This window comes from Martinezella tropici, from assembly GCF_003287875.1.
Classification (GTDB): domain Bacteria; phylum Pseudomonadota; class Alphaproteobacteria; order Rhizobiales; family Rhizobiaceae; genus Rhizobium; species Rhizobium tropici_C.
The window spans coordinates 362,029-377,639 of record NZ_QMKK01000022.1 but is presented as its reverse complement, the minus strand read 5'-3'; the positions used below and the strand labels follow the sequence as shown (position 1 = coordinate 377,639).

General features: G+C 58.9%; 27 protein-coding genes. All 27 read left to right on the top strand.

The window, feature by feature from the left end; all coding sequences use genetic code 11:
• Positions 1–2: 2 nt before the first annotated feature.
• Positions 3–1,178 carry an elongation factor Tu gene (tuf, locus tag DQ393_RS07160; RefSeq protein WP_075852341.1) on the top strand — a complete coding sequence of 392 codons (1,176 nt, stop codon included), beginning with the start codon at positions 3–5 and terminating at the stop codon, positions 1,176–1,178.
• Between the two features lie 308 nt (positions 1,179–1,486).
• Positions 1,487–1,795: a 30S ribosomal protein S10 gene (gene rpsJ / locus DQ393_RS07155; protein ID WP_003547547.1), complete on the top strand. Its 309-nt coding sequence runs from the start codon at positions 1,487–1,489 to the stop codon at positions 1,793–1,795.
• A gap of 39 nt (positions 1,796–1,834) precedes the next feature.
• Positions 1,835–2,476, top strand: a complete 642-nt coding sequence (gene rplC, locus DQ393_RS07150; protein ID WP_075852342.1) for a 50S ribosomal protein L3 — start codon at positions 1,835–1,837, stop codon at positions 2,474–2,476.
• Between the two features lie 13 nt (positions 2,477–2,489).
• Positions 2,490–3,110, top strand: coding sequence for a 50S ribosomal protein L4 (rplD, locus tag DQ393_RS07145; protein ID WP_112341049.1), 621 nt, complete (start codon positions 2,490–2,492; stop codon positions 3,108–3,110).
• Positions 3,107–3,400, top strand: coding sequence for a 50S ribosomal protein L23 (locus DQ393_RS07140; RefSeq protein ID WP_028753972.1), 294 nt, complete (start codon positions 3,107–3,109; stop codon positions 3,398–3,400). The genes rplD and DQ393_RS07140 overlap by 4 nt, the downstream gene beginning before the upstream one ends.
• Before the next feature lie 11 nt (positions 3,401–3,411).
• Positions 3,412–4,248: a 50S ribosomal protein L2 gene (gene rplB / locus DQ393_RS07135; RefSeq protein ID WP_112341048.1), complete on the top strand. Its 837-nt coding sequence runs from the start codon at positions 3,412–3,414 to the stop codon at positions 4,246–4,248.
• Positions 4,249–4,263: 15 nt separating this feature from the next.
• A complete protein-coding gene (gene rpsS / locus DQ393_RS07130) occupies positions 4,264–4,542 on the top strand; it encodes a 30S ribosomal protein S19 (protein ID WP_037199970.1) in 279 nt (92 codons plus the stop codon).
• 2 nt (positions 4,543–4,544) lie between these two features.
• Positions 4,545–4,934, top strand: a complete 390-nt coding sequence (gene rplV, locus DQ393_RS07125) for a 50S ribosomal protein L22 (protein ID WP_004118391.1) — start codon at positions 4,545–4,547, stop codon at positions 4,932–4,934.
• Positions 4,934–5,659: a 30S ribosomal protein S3 gene (gene rpsC, locus DQ393_RS07120; protein WP_004118393.1), complete on the top strand. Its 726-nt coding sequence runs from the start codon at positions 4,934–4,936 to the stop codon at positions 5,657–5,659. Before rplV ends, rpsC begins: the two co-directional genes overlap by 1 nt.
• 36 nt (positions 5,660–5,695) lie before the next feature.
• Positions 5,696–6,109, top strand: a complete 414-nt coding sequence (gene rplP, locus DQ393_RS07115; RefSeq protein WP_004118395.1) for a 50S ribosomal protein L16 — start codon at positions 5,696–5,698, stop codon at positions 6,107–6,109.
• Between the two features lie 11 nt (positions 6,110–6,120).
• Positions 6,121–6,321 (top strand): 50S ribosomal protein L29, encoded by a 201-nt coding sequence (rpmC, locus tag DQ393_RS07110; RefSeq protein WP_004118398.1) that lies wholly within the window; start codon positions 6,121–6,123, stop codon positions 6,319–6,321.
• Between the two features lie 12 nt (positions 6,322–6,333).
• Complete coding sequence (gene rpsQ, locus DQ393_RS07105; RefSeq protein WP_112341047.1) at positions 6,334–6,573, top strand: 30S ribosomal protein S17; 240 nt, start codon at positions 6,334–6,336, stop codon at positions 6,571–6,573.
• Positions 6,574–6,798: 225 nt separating this feature from the next.
• Positions 6,799–7,167: a 50S ribosomal protein L14 gene (gene rplN / locus DQ393_RS07100; RefSeq protein WP_003573790.1), complete on the top strand. Its 369-nt coding sequence runs from the start codon at positions 6,799–6,801 to the stop codon at positions 7,165–7,167.
• Between the two features lie 11 nt (positions 7,168–7,178).
• Entirely contained in the window at positions 7,179–7,487 is a 309-nt protein-coding gene (gene rplX / locus DQ393_RS07095; RefSeq protein ID WP_112341046.1) for a 50S ribosomal protein L24, read from the top strand.
• Complete coding sequence (gene rplE, locus DQ393_RS07090) at positions 7,480–8,037, top strand: 50S ribosomal protein L5 (RefSeq protein WP_112341045.1); 558 nt, start codon at positions 7,480–7,482, stop codon at positions 8,035–8,037. Before rplX ends, rplE begins: the two co-directional genes overlap by 8 nt.
• A 33-nt stretch (positions 8,038–8,070) precedes the next feature.
• Positions 8,071–8,376 (top strand): 30S ribosomal protein S14, encoded by a 306-nt coding sequence (gene rpsN, locus DQ393_RS07085; protein ID WP_004118406.1) that lies wholly within the window; start codon positions 8,071–8,073, stop codon positions 8,374–8,376.
• Positions 8,377–8,388: 12 nt separating this feature from the next.
• Complete coding sequence (gene rpsH / locus DQ393_RS07080; RefSeq protein WP_104822788.1) at positions 8,389–8,787, top strand: 30S ribosomal protein S8; 399 nt, start codon at positions 8,389–8,391, stop codon at positions 8,785–8,787.
• A gap of 43 nt (positions 8,788–8,830) precedes the next feature.
• Positions 8,831–9,364 (top strand): 50S ribosomal protein L6, encoded by a 534-nt coding sequence (gene rplF, locus DQ393_RS07075; RefSeq protein WP_092715850.1) that lies wholly within the window; start codon positions 8,831–8,833, stop codon positions 9,362–9,364.
• Positions 9,365–9,376: 12 nt separating this feature from the next.
• Complete coding sequence (gene rplR, locus DQ393_RS07070; protein WP_004118412.1) at positions 9,377–9,739, top strand: 50S ribosomal protein L18; 363 nt, start codon at positions 9,377–9,379, stop codon at positions 9,737–9,739.
• Between the two features lie 128 nt (positions 9,740–9,867).
• Entirely contained in the window at positions 9,868–10,437 is a 570-nt protein-coding gene (gene rpsE / locus DQ393_RS07065; protein WP_004118414.1) for a 30S ribosomal protein S5, read from the top strand.
• A 13-nt stretch (positions 10,438–10,450) separates the two neighbouring features.
• A complete protein-coding gene (rpmD, locus tag DQ393_RS07060) occupies positions 10,451–10,666 on the top strand; it encodes a 50S ribosomal protein L30 (RefSeq protein WP_112341044.1) in 216 nt (71 codons plus the stop codon).
• Between the two features lie 17 nt (positions 10,667–10,683).
• Entirely contained in the window at positions 10,684–11,154 is a 471-nt protein-coding gene (gene rplO / locus DQ393_RS07055; protein ID WP_112341043.1) for a 50S ribosomal protein L15, read from the top strand.
• A 224-nt stretch (positions 11,155–11,378) separates the two neighbouring features.
• A complete protein-coding gene (secY, locus tag DQ393_RS07050) occupies positions 11,379–12,719 on the top strand; it encodes a preprotein translocase subunit SecY (RefSeq protein WP_112341042.1) in 1,341 nt (446 codons plus the stop codon).
• The gene (locus tag DQ393_RS07045; protein ID WP_112341041.1) at positions 12,716–13,366 is read left to right on the top strand and encodes an adenylate kinase; all 651 of its coding nucleotides are present in this window, start codon (positions 12,716–12,718) and stop codon (positions 13,364–13,366) included. The genes secY and DQ393_RS07045 overlap by 4 nt, the downstream gene beginning before the upstream one ends.
• Positions 13,367–13,583: 217 nt before the next feature.
• Positions 13,584–13,952 carry a 30S ribosomal protein S13 gene (gene rpsM / locus DQ393_RS07040; RefSeq protein ID WP_004118424.1) on the top strand — a complete coding sequence of 123 codons (369 nt, stop codon included), beginning with the start codon at positions 13,584–13,586 and terminating at the stop codon, positions 13,950–13,952.
• A gap of 131 nt (positions 13,953–14,083) precedes the next feature.
• Positions 14,084–14,473: a 30S ribosomal protein S11 gene (gene rpsK, locus DQ393_RS07035; protein WP_004118426.1), complete on the top strand. Its 390-nt coding sequence runs from the start codon at positions 14,084–14,086 to the stop codon at positions 14,471–14,473.
• Positions 14,474–14,576: 103 nt separating this feature from the next.
• Positions 14,577–15,587 carry a DNA-directed RNA polymerase subunit alpha gene (locus DQ393_RS07030; RefSeq protein WP_037152076.1) on the top strand — a complete coding sequence of 337 codons (1,011 nt, stop codon included), beginning with the start codon at positions 14,577–14,579 and terminating at the stop codon, positions 15,585–15,587.
• Positions 15,588–15,611: the final 24 nt, after the last annotated feature.

Below are 15,611 nucleotides of genomic sequence, written 5' to 3'. Positions count from 1 at the left end.
AAATGGCAAAGAGTAAGTTTGAGCGCAATAAGCCGCACGTTAACATCGGGACGATCGGTCACGTCGACCACGGCAAGACGTCCTTGACGGCAGCGATCACGAAGTACTTCGGCGAGTTCAAGGCGTATGACCAAATCGACGCTGCTCCGGAAGAGAAGGCTCGTGGCATCACGATCTCGACGGCTCACGTTGAATACGAGACGCCGAACCGCCACTATGCGCACGTCGACTGCCCCGGCCACGCCGACTACGTCAAGAACATGATCACGGGTGCTGCACAGATGGACGGCGCGATCCTGGTTTGCTCGGCCGCCGACGGCCCGATGCCGCAGACGCGCGAGCACATCCTGCTCGCCCGCCAGGTTGGCGTTCCGGCAATCGTCGTGTTCCTGAACAAGGTCGACCAGGTTGACGACGCCGAGCTTCTCGAGCTCGTCGAGCTCGAAGTTCGCGAACTTCTGTCGTCCTACGACTTCCCGGGCGACGACATTCCGGTTGTCAAGGGTTCGGCGCTTGCTGCTCTTGAAGATTCGGACAAGAAGATCGGCGAAGACGCGATCCGCGAGCTGATGGCTCAGGTTGACGCCTACATCCCGACGCCTGAGCGTCCGATCGACCAGCCGTTCCTGATGCCGATCGAAGACGTGTTCTCGATCTCCGGCCGTGGTACGGTTGTGACGGGCCGCGTCGAGCGTGGTATCGTCAAGGTTGGTGAAGAAGTCGAAATCGTCGGCATCCGTCCGACGTCGAAGACGACGGTTACCGGCGTTGAAATGTTCCGCAAGCTGCTCGACCAGGGCCAGGCCGGCGACAACATCGGCGCGCTGATCCGCGGTGTGAACCGTGACGGCGTCGAGCGTGGCCAGATCCTGTGCAAGCCGGGTTCCGTCAAGCCGCACAAGAAGTTCATGGCAGAAGCCTACATCCTGACGAAGGAAGAAGGCGGCCGTCATACGCCGTTCTTCACGAACTACCGTCCGCAGTTCTACTTCCGTACGACTGACGTGACGGGCATCGTGACGCTTCCGGAAGGCACGGAAATGGTTATGCCTGGCGACAACGTAACGGTTGCCGTCGAGCTGATCGTTCCGATCGCGATGGAAGAAAAGCTCCGCTTCGCTATCCGCGAAGGCGGCCGTACCGTCGGAGCAGGCATCGTTGCATCCATCGTCGAGTAATTCGAAGACGGCCGCTCCCTCCGAGCGGCCGATTCGATGACAATATTATGATGCAAGCGGCAGTAGCCGCTTGCTTATGACATAGAAATGTTGCAAATGGCGCGCGAGCGCGATTTGCGCGCTGCTTCGGATGACGAAGCGGCCAATGAAATTAACAATAAGGTGGGCCGAAAGGCCTAAAGAGTGGATGGGGATGCCGCAGCCGGCGTCCCTCTCGATCTTTGAAACCGGTGGTCCGCCTTAGGAAACAGAACAAACCGTGCCTTTTCGAAAGGCGCGCGAGATAACAAACACAAGGATAACGTCGAATGAACGGCCAAAATATCCGCATTCGCCTGAAGGCGTTCGATCACCGGATTCTCGATGCTTCCACGCGCGAGATCGTGTCGACGGCGAAGCGCACCGGTGCTAGCGTCCGGGGCCCCGTTCCGCTTCCGACCCGCATCGAGAAGTTTACGGTTAACCGGTCCCCGCACATCGACAAGAAGAGCCGCGAGCAGTTCGAGATGCGCACGCATAAGCGCCTCCTCGACATCGTTGACCCGACCCCGCAGACGGTAGACGCGCTGATGAAGCTCGATCTCGCCGCCGGTGTCGATGTTGAGATCAAGCTCTGAGACCTACGGTCCTCGAGCTGAGTGAGAAGGATTGAACCGATGCGTTCAGGTGTGATTGCACAGAAGGTGGGAATGACCCGCGTCTATAACGACGCCGGCGAGCATGTCCCGGTTACCGTATTGCGTATGGAAGGCTGCCAGGTCGTAGCCCAGCGCACAGTTGAAAAGAATGGCTACACCGCAGTTCAGCTGGGTGCCGGCCAGGCTAAAGTTAAGAACACGACGAAGGCTCTTCGCGGCCACTTCGCCGTTGCAAGCGTAGAGCCGAAGGCCAAGCTCGCAGAATTCCGTGTCACGGAAGACAATCTGCTCGCAGTCGGCACCGAGCTCAACGCAGGTCACTTCACGGCGGGTCAGCTCGTCGACGTGACCGGCACGACGATCGGTAAGGGCTTTGCCGGCGCCATCAAGCGCCACGGCTTCGGCGGTCTGCGCGCCACGCACGGTGTGTCGGTTTCGCACCGCTCGCACGGTTCGACCGGCTCGCGCCAGGATCCGGGCAAGGTGTTCAAGAACAAGAAGATGGCTGGTCACATGGGCCAGACCCGCGTTACGACGCAGAACCTCGAAGTTGTATCGACCGATGAAGATCGCGGTCTGATCCTCGTCAAGGGTGCGGTTCCTGGCTCCAAGGGCGCCTGGATCATCGTGCGCGACGCCGTCAAGTCGGCAGCGAAGTAAGGGAGCCAAACCAATGGAATTCAACGTCAAGACCCTTGAGGGCAAAGACGCCGGGAAGGTTTCCCTTTCTGATGCGATTTTCGGCCTTGAGCCGCGTGAAGACATTCTTGCTCGCGTCATTCGCTGGCAGCTTGCCAAGAAGCAGCAGGGCACGCATCAGGCGAAGGGCCGCGCGGACGTCGCGCGCACCGGTGCCAAGATGTACAAGCAGAAGGGTACGGGCCGCGCTCGTCACCATTCGGCTCGCGCTCCGCAGTTCCGCGGCGGTGGTAAGGCTCACGGCCCGGTCGCCCGCAGCCACGAGCACGATCTGCCGAAGAAGGTTCGCGCCCTCGGCCTGCGTCACGCTCTTTCGGCCAAGTTCAAGGCTGAGGACGTGATCGTCATCGACAATCTCGTCGCAACCGAAGCCAAGACCAAGGCACTCGCTGGCGCTTTCGAGACGCTCGGCCTGACGAACGCTCTGTTCATCGGCGGCGCTGAGCTCGACAGCAACTTCAAGCTCGCAGCCAAGAACATCCCGAACATCGATGTTCTGCCGGTTCAGGGCATCAACGTTTACGACATCCTGCGCCGCGGCAAGCTCGTGCTGTCCAAGGCTGCAGTTGAAGCGCTAGAGGAGCGATTCAAGTGACGGATCTTCGCCATTACGATGTGATCGTTTCTCCTGCGATCACCGAAAAGTCCACGCTGGTTTCGGATAATAACCAGGTTGTTTTCAACGTTGCCAAGACCGCGACGAAGCCTGAGATCAAGGCTGCCGTCGAGGCGCTGTTCGGCGTCAAGGTCACGGCCGTCAACACTCTGCTGCGCAAGGGCAAGACCAAGCGGTTCAAAGGTCTCGTCGGCAAGCAGAAGGACGTGAAGAAGGCTGTTGTGACGCTCGCCGAAGGCCAGTCGATCGACGTCTCCACCGGTCTCTGAGGAATAAGAAAATGGCATTGAAAACATTCAATCCGACGACCCCGAGCCAGCGTCAGCTGGTCATCGTTGACCGCTCCTCGCTCTACAAGGGCAAGCCGGTCAAGGCGCTGACGGAAGGCCTGACCTCCAAGGGCGGCCGCAACAACACCGGCCGCATCACCGTTCGTTTCCAGGGTGGCGGTCACAAGCGTACCTATCGCCTGGTCGACTTCAAGCGTCGCAAGTTCGATGTTGAAGGAACCGTCGAGCGCATCGAATACGATCCGAACCGTACCGCTTACATCGCTCTGGTGAAGTACACGGACGGCGAACTGGCCTATGTTCTCGCTCCGCAGCGCCTGGCTGCCGGCGACAAGGTCATCGCTTCGGAAAAGGCCGTTGACGTGAAGCCTGGCAACGCCATGCCGCTTCAGTTCATCCCGGTCGGCTCCATCATCCACAATGTGGAAATGAAGCCGGGCAAGGGTGGTCAGATCGCTCGTTCCGCCGGTTCCTACGCGCAGCTCGTCGGCCGCGACCAGGGTATGGCAATCCTTCGCCTGAACTCCGGCGAACAGCGCCTCGTGCACGGCACCTGCCTTGCTTCGATCGGTGCGGTTTCGAACCCTGATCACGGCAACATCAACGACGGTAAGGCCGGTCGTTCGCGTTGGCGTGGCAAGAAGCCGCATAACCGCGGCGTTGTCATGAACCCGGTCGACCATCCGCACGGCGGTGGTGAAGGCCGCACCTCCGGTGGTCGCCATCCGGTGACTCCGTGGGGCAAGCCGACCAAGGGTAAGCGTACGCGGTCGAACAAGTCGACCGACAAGATGATCATGCGCTCGCGCCATCAGCGCAAGAAGTAAGAGAGGAAGTCTCAAGTGGCTCGTTCAGTATGGAAAGGTCCGTTTGTTGACGGCTATCTTCTCAAGAAGGCTGAGAAGGTGCGCGAAGGCGGACGTAACGAAGTAATCAAGATGTGGAGCCGTCGCTCCACGATCATGCCGCAGTTCGTTGGTCTCACCTTCGGCGTCTACAACGGCAGCAAGCACATTCCGGTCAGCGTCAATGAAGACATGGTCGGACACAAGTTCGGCGAGTTCGCCCCGACCCGTACCTATTATGGTCACGGTGCGGACAAGAAGGCGAAGAGGAAGTAACAATGGGCAAGGCAAAAACCGAACGCCGGCTGAAGGACAATGAGGCGCAGGCAGTTGCGCGCACGCTCCGTGTCAGCCCGCAGAAGCTCAACCTGGTCGCGGCTTCGATCCGCGGCAAGAAGGTTGACCGCGCGCTCGCAGAGCTGGAATTCTCGCGCAAGCGTATTGCTGGCGCCGTAAAGAAGACGCTCGAATCTGCGATCGCCAATGCAGAAAACAACCACGACCTCGACGTTGACTCGCTGGTCGTAGCGGAAGCTTACGTCGGCAAGTCGATCGTCATGAAGCGCTTCCACGCCCGTGGCCGTGGCCGCGCGTCTCGTATCGAGCGCCCGTTCGCGCACCTGACGATCGTCGTCCGTGAAGTTGAAGCTCAAGGGGAGGCCGCATAATGGGTCAGAAAATCAATCCGATCGGTTTTCGTCTCGGCATCAACCGTACCTGGGATAGCCGCTGGTTCGCGGACAATGCCGAGTATGGCCAGCTCCTCCACGAAGACCTGAAGATGCGCAAGTTCGTCATGAACGAACTGAAGCAGGCCGGTATCTCCAAGGTGGTCATCGAGCGTCCGCACAAGAAGTGCCGCGTCACGATCCACTCGGCTCGTCCGGGCCTGATCATCGGCAAGAAGGGCGCTGACATCGACAAGCTCCGCAAGAAGCTGTCGGACATGACGAATTCCGAAACGCACCTCAACATCGTTGAAGTACGCAAGCCGGAAATCGACGCGACGCTGGTTGCCCAGTCGATCGCGCAGCAGCTTGAGCGCCGTGTTGCTTTCCGTCGCGCCATGAAGCGCGCCGTTCAGTCCGCGATGCGTCTTGGCGCCGAAGGCATCAAGATCACCTGCGCCGGCCGTCTCGGCGGTGCTGAAATCGCTCGCACGGAATGGTACCGCGAAGGTCGCGTGCCGCTGCATACGCTGCGCGCCGACATCGACTACGGTACGGCTGAAGCAGAAACCGCTTTCGGTATCTGCGGCATCAAGGTCTGGATCTTCAAGGGCGAAATCCTTGAGCACGATCCGATGGCCTCCGAACGCCGCGCGCTCGAAGGCGACGCCCAGGGTCCGGCTAGCCGCGATCGCGATAGAGACCGTCGCCGCGACAACGCTTGATAGCGTACGTGGCAGATAAGTTCGGAGAATAAGAAAATGTTGCAGCCAAAGCGTACGAAGTACCGCAAGCAATTCAAGGGCCGCATCAAGGGCGTTGCCAAGGGTGGTTCTGATCTGGCTTTCGGTGAATTCGGCCTGAAGTCGCAGGAACCCAACCGCGTCAACGCTCGCGAGATCGAAGCGGCCCGCCGCGCGATCACCCGCTACATGAAGCGTGCCGGCCGTGTATGGATCCGCGTGTTCCCGGATGTTCCGGTAACCGCAAAGCCGACCGAAGTCCGTATGGGTAAGGGTAAGGGCTCTGTCGAATACTGGGCATGCAAGGTCAAGCCCGGCCGCATGATGTTCGAGATCGATGGTGTGAGCGAAGAAATCGCTCGTGAGGCTCTGCGCCTCGGCGCCGCCAAGCTCTCGGTCAAGACGCGCTTCGTTCAGCGCATTGCAGAGTAAGGAAGAAGCTCATGAAAGCCGCAGATGTTCGCGCCCTGAGCGCCGACCAACTCAAGGACGAGCTTGCCAAGCTGAAGAAGGAGCAGTTTAACCTGCGCTTTCAGAAGGCGACCGGCCAGCTCGAGAAGTCCTCGCGCATCAACGAAGTCCGCAAGGACATCGCTCGCATAAAAACCATTGCCCGCCAGAAGGCGGCAGAAGCAAAGGCCTAAAGGAAGAATAACATGCCGAAGCGCATTCTGCAGGGCGTCGTGGTCAGCGACAAGAACGAGAAGACGGTGGTTGTCCGTGTAGAGCGTCGTTTCGCTCACCCGCTGCTCCAGAAGACCGTTCGTCGTTCCAAGAAGTACAAGGCTCACGACGAGAACAATCAGTACAAAATCGGCGACGTCGTTTCCATCGAGGAATGCGCGCCGATCTCCAAGGACAAGACCTGGACGGTCGTTTCCGCCCAGACCAAGTAACAGAATTTCGCTCAGGCCCTTGCGCTTGGGCGAAATATCTGTATGAAGCACGAGCTTGGAAGCAGGACGCTCGAGAACGGGCGTTCTTTTGCTTTATTGATGGCCGGCAGAGGCGACCTAAATGGTCCCGAAGCCAGGCATAATCAGACAAGACACTAGTCCATAAGCCGGGGTAGGGGGTTGATTGGCCCAACCATTCCGGTAACAACAAGAAGGCGACCTGACATGATTCAGATGCAAACAAACCTCGACGTGGCGGATAATTCCGGCGCACGTCGTGTCATGTGCATCAAGGTGCTGGGCGGCTCGAAGCGCAAGTATGCCTCGATCGGCGACGTGATCGTCGTTTCGATCAAGGAAGCTATTCCGCGCGGCCGTGTGAAGAAGGGTGACGTGATGAAGGCGGTTGTCGTTCGTACCGCCAAGGACATCCGTCGTCCGGATGGCAGCGTCATCCGCTTCGATACCAACGCAGCAGTCCTCATCGACAACAAGAAAGAGCCGATCGGCACCCGTATCTTCGGACCGGTTCCGCGCGAACTTCGCGCCAAGAACCACATGAAGATCATCTCGCTGGCTCCAGAAGTACTGTAAGGAGCGGAGCGATGCAGAAGATCCGTAAAGGCGACAAGGTCGTCGTATTGACCGGTAAGGACAAGGGCCGTACCGGCGAAGTCGTTCAAGTGCTGCCGAAGGAAGACCGTGCGGTCGTTCGTGGCGTCAACGTCATCAAGCGCCATCAGCGCCAGACGCAGAACCAGGAAGCCGGCATCATCAGCAAGGAAGCCCCGCTTCACCTGTCCAACATTGCGATCGTCGACAAGGACGGCAAGCCGACCCGCGTCGGTTTCAAGGTTGTGGATGGCAAGAAGGTCCGTGTGGCCAAGACCTCGGGAGAAGTGATCGATGGCTGAGGCAAAGTACGAGCCGCGGCTCAAGAAGGAATACGTTGCTCGCATCCGCGCAGCTATGCAGGAGAAGTTCTCCTACGCTAACGAGATGCAGATCCCGAAGCTGGACAAGATCGTGATCAACATGGGCGTTGGCGAAGCGACGGCTGATTCGAAGAAGCCGACCGTTGCTGCTGCCGACCTGGCGGCCATCGCTGGCCAGAAGCCGGTCATCACCCGTGCACGCAACTCCATCGCTGGCTTCAAGGTCCGCGAAAATATGCCGATCGGCGCCAAGGTTACCCTGCGCGGCGCCCGCATGTATGAGTTCCTGGATCGTCTGGTCAACATCGCGCTTCCGCGCGTTCGCGACTTCCGCGGCCTGAACCCGAAGAGCTTTGACGGTCGTGGCAATTTTGCCATGGGCATCAAGGAGCACATTGTGTTCCCTGAGATCAACTACGACAAGGTTGATCAGATGTGGGGCATGGACATCATCGTTTGCACGACGGCGACGACCGACGACGAAGCGCGAGCTCTCCTGACAGAGTTCAACTTCCCGTTCCGTCAATAACCGTAACGACGAGCGTAGAAAAGGAACCCTGATATGGCGAAGACAAGCGCAGTTGAAAAGAACAAGCGCCGCCGCAATACGGTTGCCAACCAGGCCGCAAAGCGGGCTGCTCTGAAGGCAATCATCATGAACCAGTCTCTCTCGATCGAAGACCGGTTCAAGGCCACCCTGAAGTTGGCATCGCTCCCGCGCGATGGATCGAAGACCCGTATTCGCAATCGTTGCGAAGTGTCTGGCCGTCCGCGCGCCTATTACCGCAAACTGCGCATGTCGCGTATCGCGCTGCGTGAACTCGGCAATCTCGGCAAGGTGCCGGGCATCGTCAAGTCCAGCTGGTAAGGAGCAGATTAGATGACCATGACTGATCCTTTGGGCGATATGCTCACCCGCATCCGCAATGGTGCTTCGCGCCGCAAGTCGTCGGTTTCGACGCCTGCTTCCAAGCTCCGTGCACGCGTTCTCGATGTTCTGCAGGCTGAAGGCTACATCCGTGGCTACTCCGTCGTCGATTTCGGCAACGGCAAGTCTGAGCTCAACATCGAGTTGAAGTACTACGAGGGCTCGTCGGTGATCCGTGAGATCGGCCGCGTGTCCAAGCCGGGCCGCCGAGTTTATGTCTCGGTCAAGTCCATTCCGCAGGTCGCGAACGGTCTCGGCATCACCATCCTTTCGACTCCGAAGGGTGTGATGGCCGATCACCAGGCTCGCGAACAGAATGTTGGTGGTGAGGTTCTCTGCTCGGTCTTCTAAGATCGGACAGAGATATCTCCTTCGAAACAGACAGGTTTGAAAAATGTCTCGTATCGGTAAGAAGCCCGTTCAGGTACCTGCAGGGATCACGGCCACGGTTGATGGCCAGAAAGTGACTGCCAAGGGCCCCAAGGGCGAGCTGTTTTTCGTCGCTAACGACGAAATCGGTCTCAAGCTGGAAAACAATGCAATCGTCGTGACGCCGCTCAACGACTCCAAGGATGCTCGCGCAAAGTGGGGCATGTCCCGCACGATGATCGAGAACATCTTCAAGGGCGTTAAGGACGGCTACGAGCGCAAGCTCGAAATCAACGGCGTCGGCTACCGTGCCTCCATGCAGGGCAAGAACCTGCAGCTTGCGCTCGGCTTCAGCCACGACGTGGTTTATGAGCCGCCGCAGGGTATCTCGATCGCTGTGCCGAAGCCGACGGAAATCGTCGTCACCGGCATCAACAAGCAGCAGGTCGGCCAGGTTGCCGCTGAAATCCGCGAATACCGCGGTCCCGAGCCCTACAAGGGCAAGGGTGTTAAGTATGCCGAAGAGCGGATCGTCCGCAAAGAAGGCAAGAAGAAGTAAGGATCACGCGAAATGGCTAGCAGGAAAGAAGCACTTGCGCGTCGCGCCAACCGCGTGCGCCGCCAAATCAAGTCGGTGGCCAATGGCCGTCCGCGCCTGTCGGTTCATCGCTCGTCGAAGAACATCTACGCCCAGGTCATCGATGACGTGGCTGGCAAGACCCTCGCGGCTGCCTCCACCCTCGACAAGGATCTGCGCGGTTCTCTGAAGACCGGTGCCGATACCGCAGCCGCAGCCCTCGTTGGCAAGCTCGTTGCAGAGCGCGCCTCCAAGGCCGGCGTGAAGGAAGTCGTGTTCGATCGCGGCGCTTTCATCTACCACGGTCGCATCAAGGCCCTGGCTGAAGCAGCCCGCGAAGGCGGCCTGACCTTCTGATCAAGTTTCCGGCCGGTAGCTTACAAGCGCCGGCCGGATTTCACCGGACCGCAAATCTCCACCTGGAGGTTGATGCGGTCTTCGTTTTGTTTGCCGATTGCACCCGGAAAAGAAAAAGGAAGAGGACAATGGCACAGGAAAAGAGGGCTCCGCGGGAAGACCGTCAGAGCCGTGAAGAGCGCGATAGCGAATTCGTCGACAAGCTGGTCGCGATCAACCGCGTCGCCAAGGTTGTCAAGGGTGGCCGTCGCTTCGGCTTCGCCGCTCTCGTCGTCGTCGGTGACCAGAAGGGCCGCGTAGGCTTCGGCCATGGCAAGGCACGCGAAGTGCCGGAAGCCATCCGCAAGGCAACCGAAAGCGCCAAGCGCGACATGATCTTCGTACCGCTGCGCGACGGCCGTACGCTGCATCACGACGTCCATGGCCGTCATGGCGCAGGCAAGGTTCTGCTGCGTTCGGCCAAGGTCGGTACCGGTATCATCGCCGGCGGCCCGATGCGCGCCGTTTTCGAAACGCTCGGCGTTCATGACGTCGTTGCCAAGTCGACCGGTTCGTCGAACCCGTACAACATGGTTCGCGCCACGTTCGACGCCCTGAAGCACCAGGTTCACCCGAAGGACATCGCAGCTCAGCGCGGCATCAAGTATGCCACTCTGCAGGCTCGCCGCGCCGCTTCGGGCAATGCCTCCGAAGAATAAGGGAGTTTGACCTATGGCCAAGACGACCACCAAGAAGGCTGAAGCCAAGAAGACCGTTACGGTCGAGCAGATTGGCAGCCCGATCCGCCGTCCGGATGTTCAGCAGAAGACGCTGATCGGTCTTGGACTGAACAAGATGCACCGTCGCCGCACGCTGGAAGATACTCCGGCTGTTCGTGGCATGATCCGTGCTGTCCAGCATCTCGTTCGCGTTGTCGACGAGAAGTGAGCCGGAGGTAATTCGCTATGAAACTGAATGAAATCAAGGATAACGAAGGCTCGACCCACAGCCGCAAGCGCGTAGGCCGCGGTATCGGCTCCGGCTCCGGCAAGACCGGTGGTCGTGGTGTGAAGGGTCAGAAGTCCCGTTCGGGCGTTGCGATCAACGGCTTCGAAGGCGGTCAGATGCCCATCTACCGTCGTCTGCCGAAGCGCGGCTTCAACAACATCTTCGCATCCGATTATGTTGTCGTATCGCTGGCTCGTATCCAGGCTGCCGTCGATGCCGGCAAGCTCGATGCCAAGCAGACCGTTGATGCGGCAGCCCTCAAGGCTGCAGGCGTGATTCGCCGCGTCAAGGACGGCGTTCGCGTTCTCTCGGATGGCGAACTGAAGGCGAAGCTTGCCCTTGAAGTTGCAGGCGCTTCCAAGTCTGCAGTTGAAAAGATCGAGAAGGCTGGCGGTTCCGTCAAGCTGCTCGCTTCCGCTGCAGAATAATATTATCAATAATCGCCCGGGGTGCTTCACTTCGGGCGATTTTGCTCCCATATGTGAGCCTCACGAACCTGATCGATGCGCCAGTGTCTTTCCGGTCAATAACGGGAACCGAGGGTGAGGCGCCCGATTGCTGCGCAATCCGTCCGAAGCCCGGCTTTTGAACAATTTACATACTGATTCCGGGCTCGGCCGATTATGCCGGAATTGGTGATGCGGAGATTTGCATGGCTTCTGCAGCGGAACAATTGGCGTCCAATCTCAATTTTTCGACCTTTGCCAAAGCCGAGGATCTCAAGAAGCGCTTGTGGTTTACGCTTGGCGCTCTCCTCGTTTACCGGCTCGGCACTCACATTCCGCTTCCTGGCCTCAATCCTGCCGCTTATGCCCAGGCTTTCCAGAATCAGTCGGGCGGCATTCTTGGCCTCTTCAATATGTTCTCGGGCGGCGCCGTGCAGCGCATGGCGATCTTCGCGCTCGGCATCATGCCCTATATTTCGGCCTCGATCATCGTTCAGCTAATGACCTCGGTCGTTCCCTCGCTCGAAAACCTGAAGAAGGAAGGCGAGCAGGGCCGCAAGATCATCAACCAGTACACCCGTTACGGCACGGTGCTGCTCGGCGCGTTGCAGGCCTATGGTATCGCGATCGGCCTGGAGCATGGCAACGGCGTCGTGGTGGATCCGGGCTGGTTCTTCCGCATCTCCACCGTCATTACGCTGCTCGGCGGCACGATGTTCCTGATGTGGCTTGGCGAGCAGGTGACGTCGCGTGGTATCGGCAACGGTATCTCGCTGATCATCTTTGCCGGTATCGCGGCGGGTCTTCCGACCGCGCTTGCCGGCACTCTTGAACTTGGCCGCACCGGCGCGCTTTCCACGCCGCTAATTCTCGCAGTGCTGGTCGTTGCTGTTCTGGTCATCGCGCTCATCGTTTTCGTCGAGCGCGCGCAGCGTCGCCTTTTGATCCAGTATCCGAAGCGCCAGGTCGGAACGCGCATGTTCCAGGGTGATACGTCGCACCTGCCGCTGAAGCTCAACACTTCAGGCGTCATTCCAGCGATCTTTGCGTCGTCGCTGCTCCTGCTGCCGGCAACTATCGCCGGTCTCGGCAACAACACGGCGCTTCCGACATGGGTGACGTCGATTGTCGCCGCGCTTGGCCACGGTCAGCCGGTCTACATGGTGTTCTACGGCGCCCTGATTGCCTTCTTCGCCTTCTTCTACACCGCGCTCGTCTTCAATCCGAAGGACACGGCCGACAATCTGAAGAAGCATGGCGGCTTCATTCCAGGCATCCGCCCGGGTGAGCGCACCGCCGAATATATCGATTACGTGCTGACCCGTATCACGGTCATCGGCGCGATCTATCTTGTCTTCGTCTGCATCCTGCCCGAAATTCTCGTATCCCAGACAGGTATTCCCTTGTCTCTGGGTGGCACTTCGCTTCTGATCGTGGTTAGCGTAACGCTGGATACGGTGGCGCAGATTCAGGGTCACCTGATCGCACAGCAATATGAAGGCCTGATCAAGAAATCGAAGTTGCGTGGAGGAAAGAGGGGGCGATGAGACTCATACTTTTAGGGCCGCCGGGAGCAGGTAAGGGGACCCAGGCCCAGCGCATCGTGGAAAAGCATGGCATACCGCAGCTTTCCACAGGTGATATGCTGCGCGCGGCCGTTCAGGCCGGCACGGAAGTTGGCAAGCGCGCCAAGGCTGTCATGGACGCCGGCAAGCTTGTGTCCGATGAGATCGTCAACGCCATCGTTTCCGAACGCATCGACCAGCCGGATTGCGCCAGGGGGTTCATCCTCGATGGTTTCCCGCGCACGCTCGTACAGGCCGATGCCACCGAAAAGATGCTTGATGCGAAAGGCCTCGAGCTTTCCGTGGTGATCGAGCTCAGGGTTGACGACGCAGAACTGATTCGCCGCGTCTCCGGCCGTTATTCGTGCTCGAACTGTGGCAGCGTCTATCACGACACGGACAAGCTTCCGGCAACGGCTGGCGTCTGTGACAAATGCGGCTCCACCCATTTCAAGCGCCGCCCTGACGACAATGCCGAAACCATGGCGACTCGCCTGCAGGTCTACTACAAGGAGACGTCGCCGCTGATCGGTTACTACTATGCCAAGGGCAAGTTGCAGAGCATCGACGGCATGGCCGATATTGAGCATGTGACCGAGAGCATAGAGGCTATCCTAGCTAAGCTTTAGATAGCTTAAAATAAACTTGCCGGAGCGGTTGCTTTTTTGCGCTGATTCCGCTAAACACCGCGCCAACTCGCGACATGCTATGCGATCGGCGCGGATTTCCAACGGGAAGTCCGAGCACGGTCGTTTTGACATGTGGCGGACACACATTGAACAAGCAGCTCCCGGGCTGCATAACAAGACCCTTTGCCAAGGCAAAAGGAATGCAAGGAGAACAGGCGTGGCTCGTATCGCTGGCGTCAACATCCCGACTGCAAAGCGCGTAGTTATTGCGCTTCGTTACATTCACGGGATCGGACCGAAGTTTGCACAGGAAATCTGCGAGAAGGTTGGTATTCCGGCCGAGCGTCGCGTCAACCAGTTGACGGATGCTGAAGTTCTGCAGATCCGCGAAACCATCGACCGTGACTATCAGGTCGAAGGTGATCTGCGTCGCGAAACCGCGATGAACATCAAGCGTCTTATGGACCTGGGTTCCTACCGTGGTCTGCGTCATCGTCGCGGCCTGCCGGTTCGTGGCCAGCGCACGCACACCAATGCCCGTACCCGCAAGGGTCCGGCAAAGGCGATCGCCGGTAAGAAGAAGTAATTTCCGGGCAACCGGATTTGGGAGGCTGGCGGTCCGCCGGCCTCTTTTGAGTTTGAAGCGGTGCTCCATAGGTGTCGCTTCGGTGTAGCCGCTGGCATTACGGCGGTGCAGAGATCCAAGAAAGGACTAACATGGCCAAGGAAGCCGTACGCGTTCGTCGTCGCGAGCGCAAGAATATCACGTCGGGCGTCGCACACGTCAACTCGACCTTCAACAACACGATGATCACCATCACCGACGCGCAGGGCAATGCGATTGCCTGGTCGTCCGCTGGTGCCAAGGGTTTCAAGGGCTCGCGCAAGTCAACCCCGTTCGCCGCTCAGATTGCTGCCGAAGACTGCGCCAAGAAGGCTCAGGAACACGGCATGAAGTCGCTCGAAGTTGAAGTTTGCGGTCCGGGCTCCGGTCGTGAATCCGCTCTGCGCGCGCTCCAGGCTGCTGGTTTCATGATCACGTCCATCCGCGACGTGACCCCGATCCCGCACAATGGTTGCCGCCCGCGCAAGAAGCGCCGCGTCTGATCATCGCCACTCACGACGCCGGCCGGGGTAGATGCGCCCGGCTTGGTGTTACTCAAGCTCGGTTGCCACGATTGGATGGTGGCAACGAACGGAAGGCAAAAACATGATTCAGAAAAACTGGCAGGAACTGATCAAGCCGAACAAGGTCGAGTTCACCTCGAGCGGTCGCACGAAGGCTACGCTTGTAGCCGAGCCGCTGGAGCGTGGCTTCGGTCTTACCCTCGGCAACGCGCTGCGTCGCGTTCTGTTGTCCTCTCTGCGCGGCGCCGCTGTAACGGCCGTGCAGATCGACGGCGTGCTGCATGAGTTCTCCTCTATCCCGGGTGTCCGGGAAGACGTGACGGACATCGTGCTGAACATCAAGGAAATCGCCATCAAGATGGACGGCGATGACAGCAAGCGCATGGTCGTCCGCAAGCAGGGCCCAGGCGTCGTAACGGCTGGCGACATCCAGACGGTCGGCGATATCGAAATCCTCAATCCCGAGCATGTCATCTGCACGCTCGACGAGGGCGCCGAAATCCGCATGGAATTCACCGTCAACAACGGCAAGGGCTATGTGCCCGCCGAGCGCAATCGTGCGGAAGATGCTCCGATCGGTCTCATCCCGGTCGACAGCCTTTATTCGCCGGTCAAGAAGGTGTCCTACAAGGTTGAAAATACCCGCGAAGGACAGGTTCTCGACTACGACAAGCTGAGCATGTCGATCGAAACCGACGGTTCGATCAGCGGTGAAGATGCCGTCGCTTTCGCGGCTCGCATCCTTCAGGATCAGCTTGGCGTGTTCGTCAACTTCGACGAGCCGCAGAAGGAAACCGAAGAGGAAGCAGTTACCGAACTCGCTTTCAACCCGGCGCTCCTCAAGAAGGTGGACGAACTCGAACTGTCCGTTCGCTCGGCAAATTGCCTGAAGAACGACAACATCGTCTACATCGGCGACCTCATTCAGAAGACCGAAGCAGAAATGCTCCGCACGCCGAATTTTGGTCGCAAGTCGCTGAACGAAATCAAGGAAGTTCTCGCTTCCATGGGCCTGCACCTCGGCATGGAAGTGCCGGCATGGCCGCCCGAGAACATCGAAGATCTCGCCAAGCGTTACGAAGACCAATACTAACCAACAAACTGCAGGCGAACGATG

What these genes read in the sequence shown, in the direction of transcription:
- rplC (WP_075852342.1), top strand. Translation starts at nt 1,835, where the DNA reads ATGCGTTCAGGTGTGATTGCACAGAAGGTGGGAATGACCCGCGTCTAT.
- rplX (WP_112341046.1), top strand. Translation starts at nt 7,179, where the DNA reads ATGCAGAAGATCCGTAAAGGCGACAAGGTCGTCGTATTGACCGGTAAG.
- rpsC (WP_004118393.1), top strand. Translation starts at nt 4,934, where the DNA reads ATGGGTCAGAAAATCAATCCGATCGGTTTTCGTCTCGGCATCAACCGT.
- rpsK (WP_004118426.1), top strand. Translation starts at nt 14,084, where the DNA reads ATGGCCAAGGAAGCCGTACGCGTTCGTCGTCGCGAGCGCAAGAATATC.
- secY (WP_112341042.1), top strand. Translation starts at nt 11,379, where the DNA reads ATGGCTTCTGCAGCGGAACAATTGGCGTCCAATCTCAATTTTTCGACC.
- rpmC (WP_004118398.1), top strand. Translation starts at nt 6,121, where the DNA reads ATGAAAGCCGCAGATGTTCGCGCCCTGAGCGCCGACCAACTCAAGGAC.
- DQ393_RS07045 (WP_112341041.1), top strand. Translation starts at nt 12,716, where the DNA reads ATGAGACTCATACTTTTAGGGCCGCCGGGAGCAGGTAAGGGGACCCAG.
- rpmD (WP_112341044.1), top strand. Translation starts at nt 10,451, where the DNA reads ATGGCCAAGACGACCACCAAGAAGGCTGAAGCCAAGAAGACCGTTACG.
- rplP (WP_004118395.1), top strand. Translation starts at nt 5,696, where the DNA reads ATGTTGCAGCCAAAGCGTACGAAGTACCGCAAGCAATTCAAGGGCCGC.
- rpsH (WP_104822788.1), top strand. Translation starts at nt 8,389, where the DNA reads ATGACCATGACTGATCCTTTGGGCGATATGCTCACCCGCATCCGCAAT.
- rplO (WP_112341043.1), top strand. Translation starts at nt 10,684, where the DNA reads ATGAAACTGAATGAAATCAAGGATAACGAAGGCTCGACCCACAGCCGC.
- rpsN (WP_004118406.1), top strand. Translation starts at nt 8,071, where the DNA reads ATGGCGAAGACAAGCGCAGTTGAAAAGAACAAGCGCCGCCGCAATACG.
- rplD (WP_112341049.1), top strand. Translation starts at nt 2,490, where the DNA reads ATGGAATTCAACGTCAAGACCCTTGAGGGCAAAGACGCCGGGAAGGTT.
- rpsE (WP_004118414.1), top strand. Translation starts at nt 9,868, where the DNA reads ATGGCACAGGAAAAGAGGGCTCCGCGGGAAGACCGTCAGAGCCGTGAA.
- rpsJ (WP_003547547.1), top strand. Translation starts at nt 1,487, where the DNA reads ATGAACGGCCAAAATATCCGCATTCGCCTGAAGGCGTTCGATCACCGG.
- rpsQ (WP_112341047.1), top strand. Translation starts at nt 6,334, where the DNA reads ATGCCGAAGCGCATTCTGCAGGGCGTCGTGGTCAGCGACAAGAACGAG.
- rplF (WP_092715850.1), top strand. Translation starts at nt 8,831, where the DNA reads ATGTCTCGTATCGGTAAGAAGCCCGTTCAGGTACCTGCAGGGATCACG.
- rplN (WP_003573790.1), top strand. Translation starts at nt 6,799, where the DNA reads ATGATTCAGATGCAAACAAACCTCGACGTGGCGGATAATTCCGGCGCA.
- rplE (WP_112341045.1), top strand. Translation starts at nt 7,480, where the DNA reads ATGGCTGAGGCAAAGTACGAGCCGCGGCTCAAGAAGGAATACGTTGCT.
- rplV (WP_004118391.1), top strand. Translation starts at nt 4,545, where the DNA reads ATGGGCAAGGCAAAAACCGAACGCCGGCTGAAGGACAATGAGGCGCAG.
- DQ393_RS07030 (WP_037152076.1), top strand. Translation starts at nt 14,577, where the DNA reads ATGATTCAGAAAAACTGGCAGGAACTGATCAAGCCGAACAAGGTCGAG.
- tuf (WP_075852341.1), top strand. Translation starts at nt 3, where the DNA reads ATGGCAAAGAGTAAGTTTGAGCGCAATAAGCCGCACGTTAACATCGGG.
- rplR (WP_004118412.1), top strand. Translation starts at nt 9,377, where the DNA reads ATGGCTAGCAGGAAAGAAGCACTTGCGCGTCGCGCCAACCGCGTGCGC.
- rplB (WP_112341048.1), top strand. Translation starts at nt 3,412, where the DNA reads ATGGCATTGAAAACATTCAATCCGACGACCCCGAGCCAGCGTCAGCTG.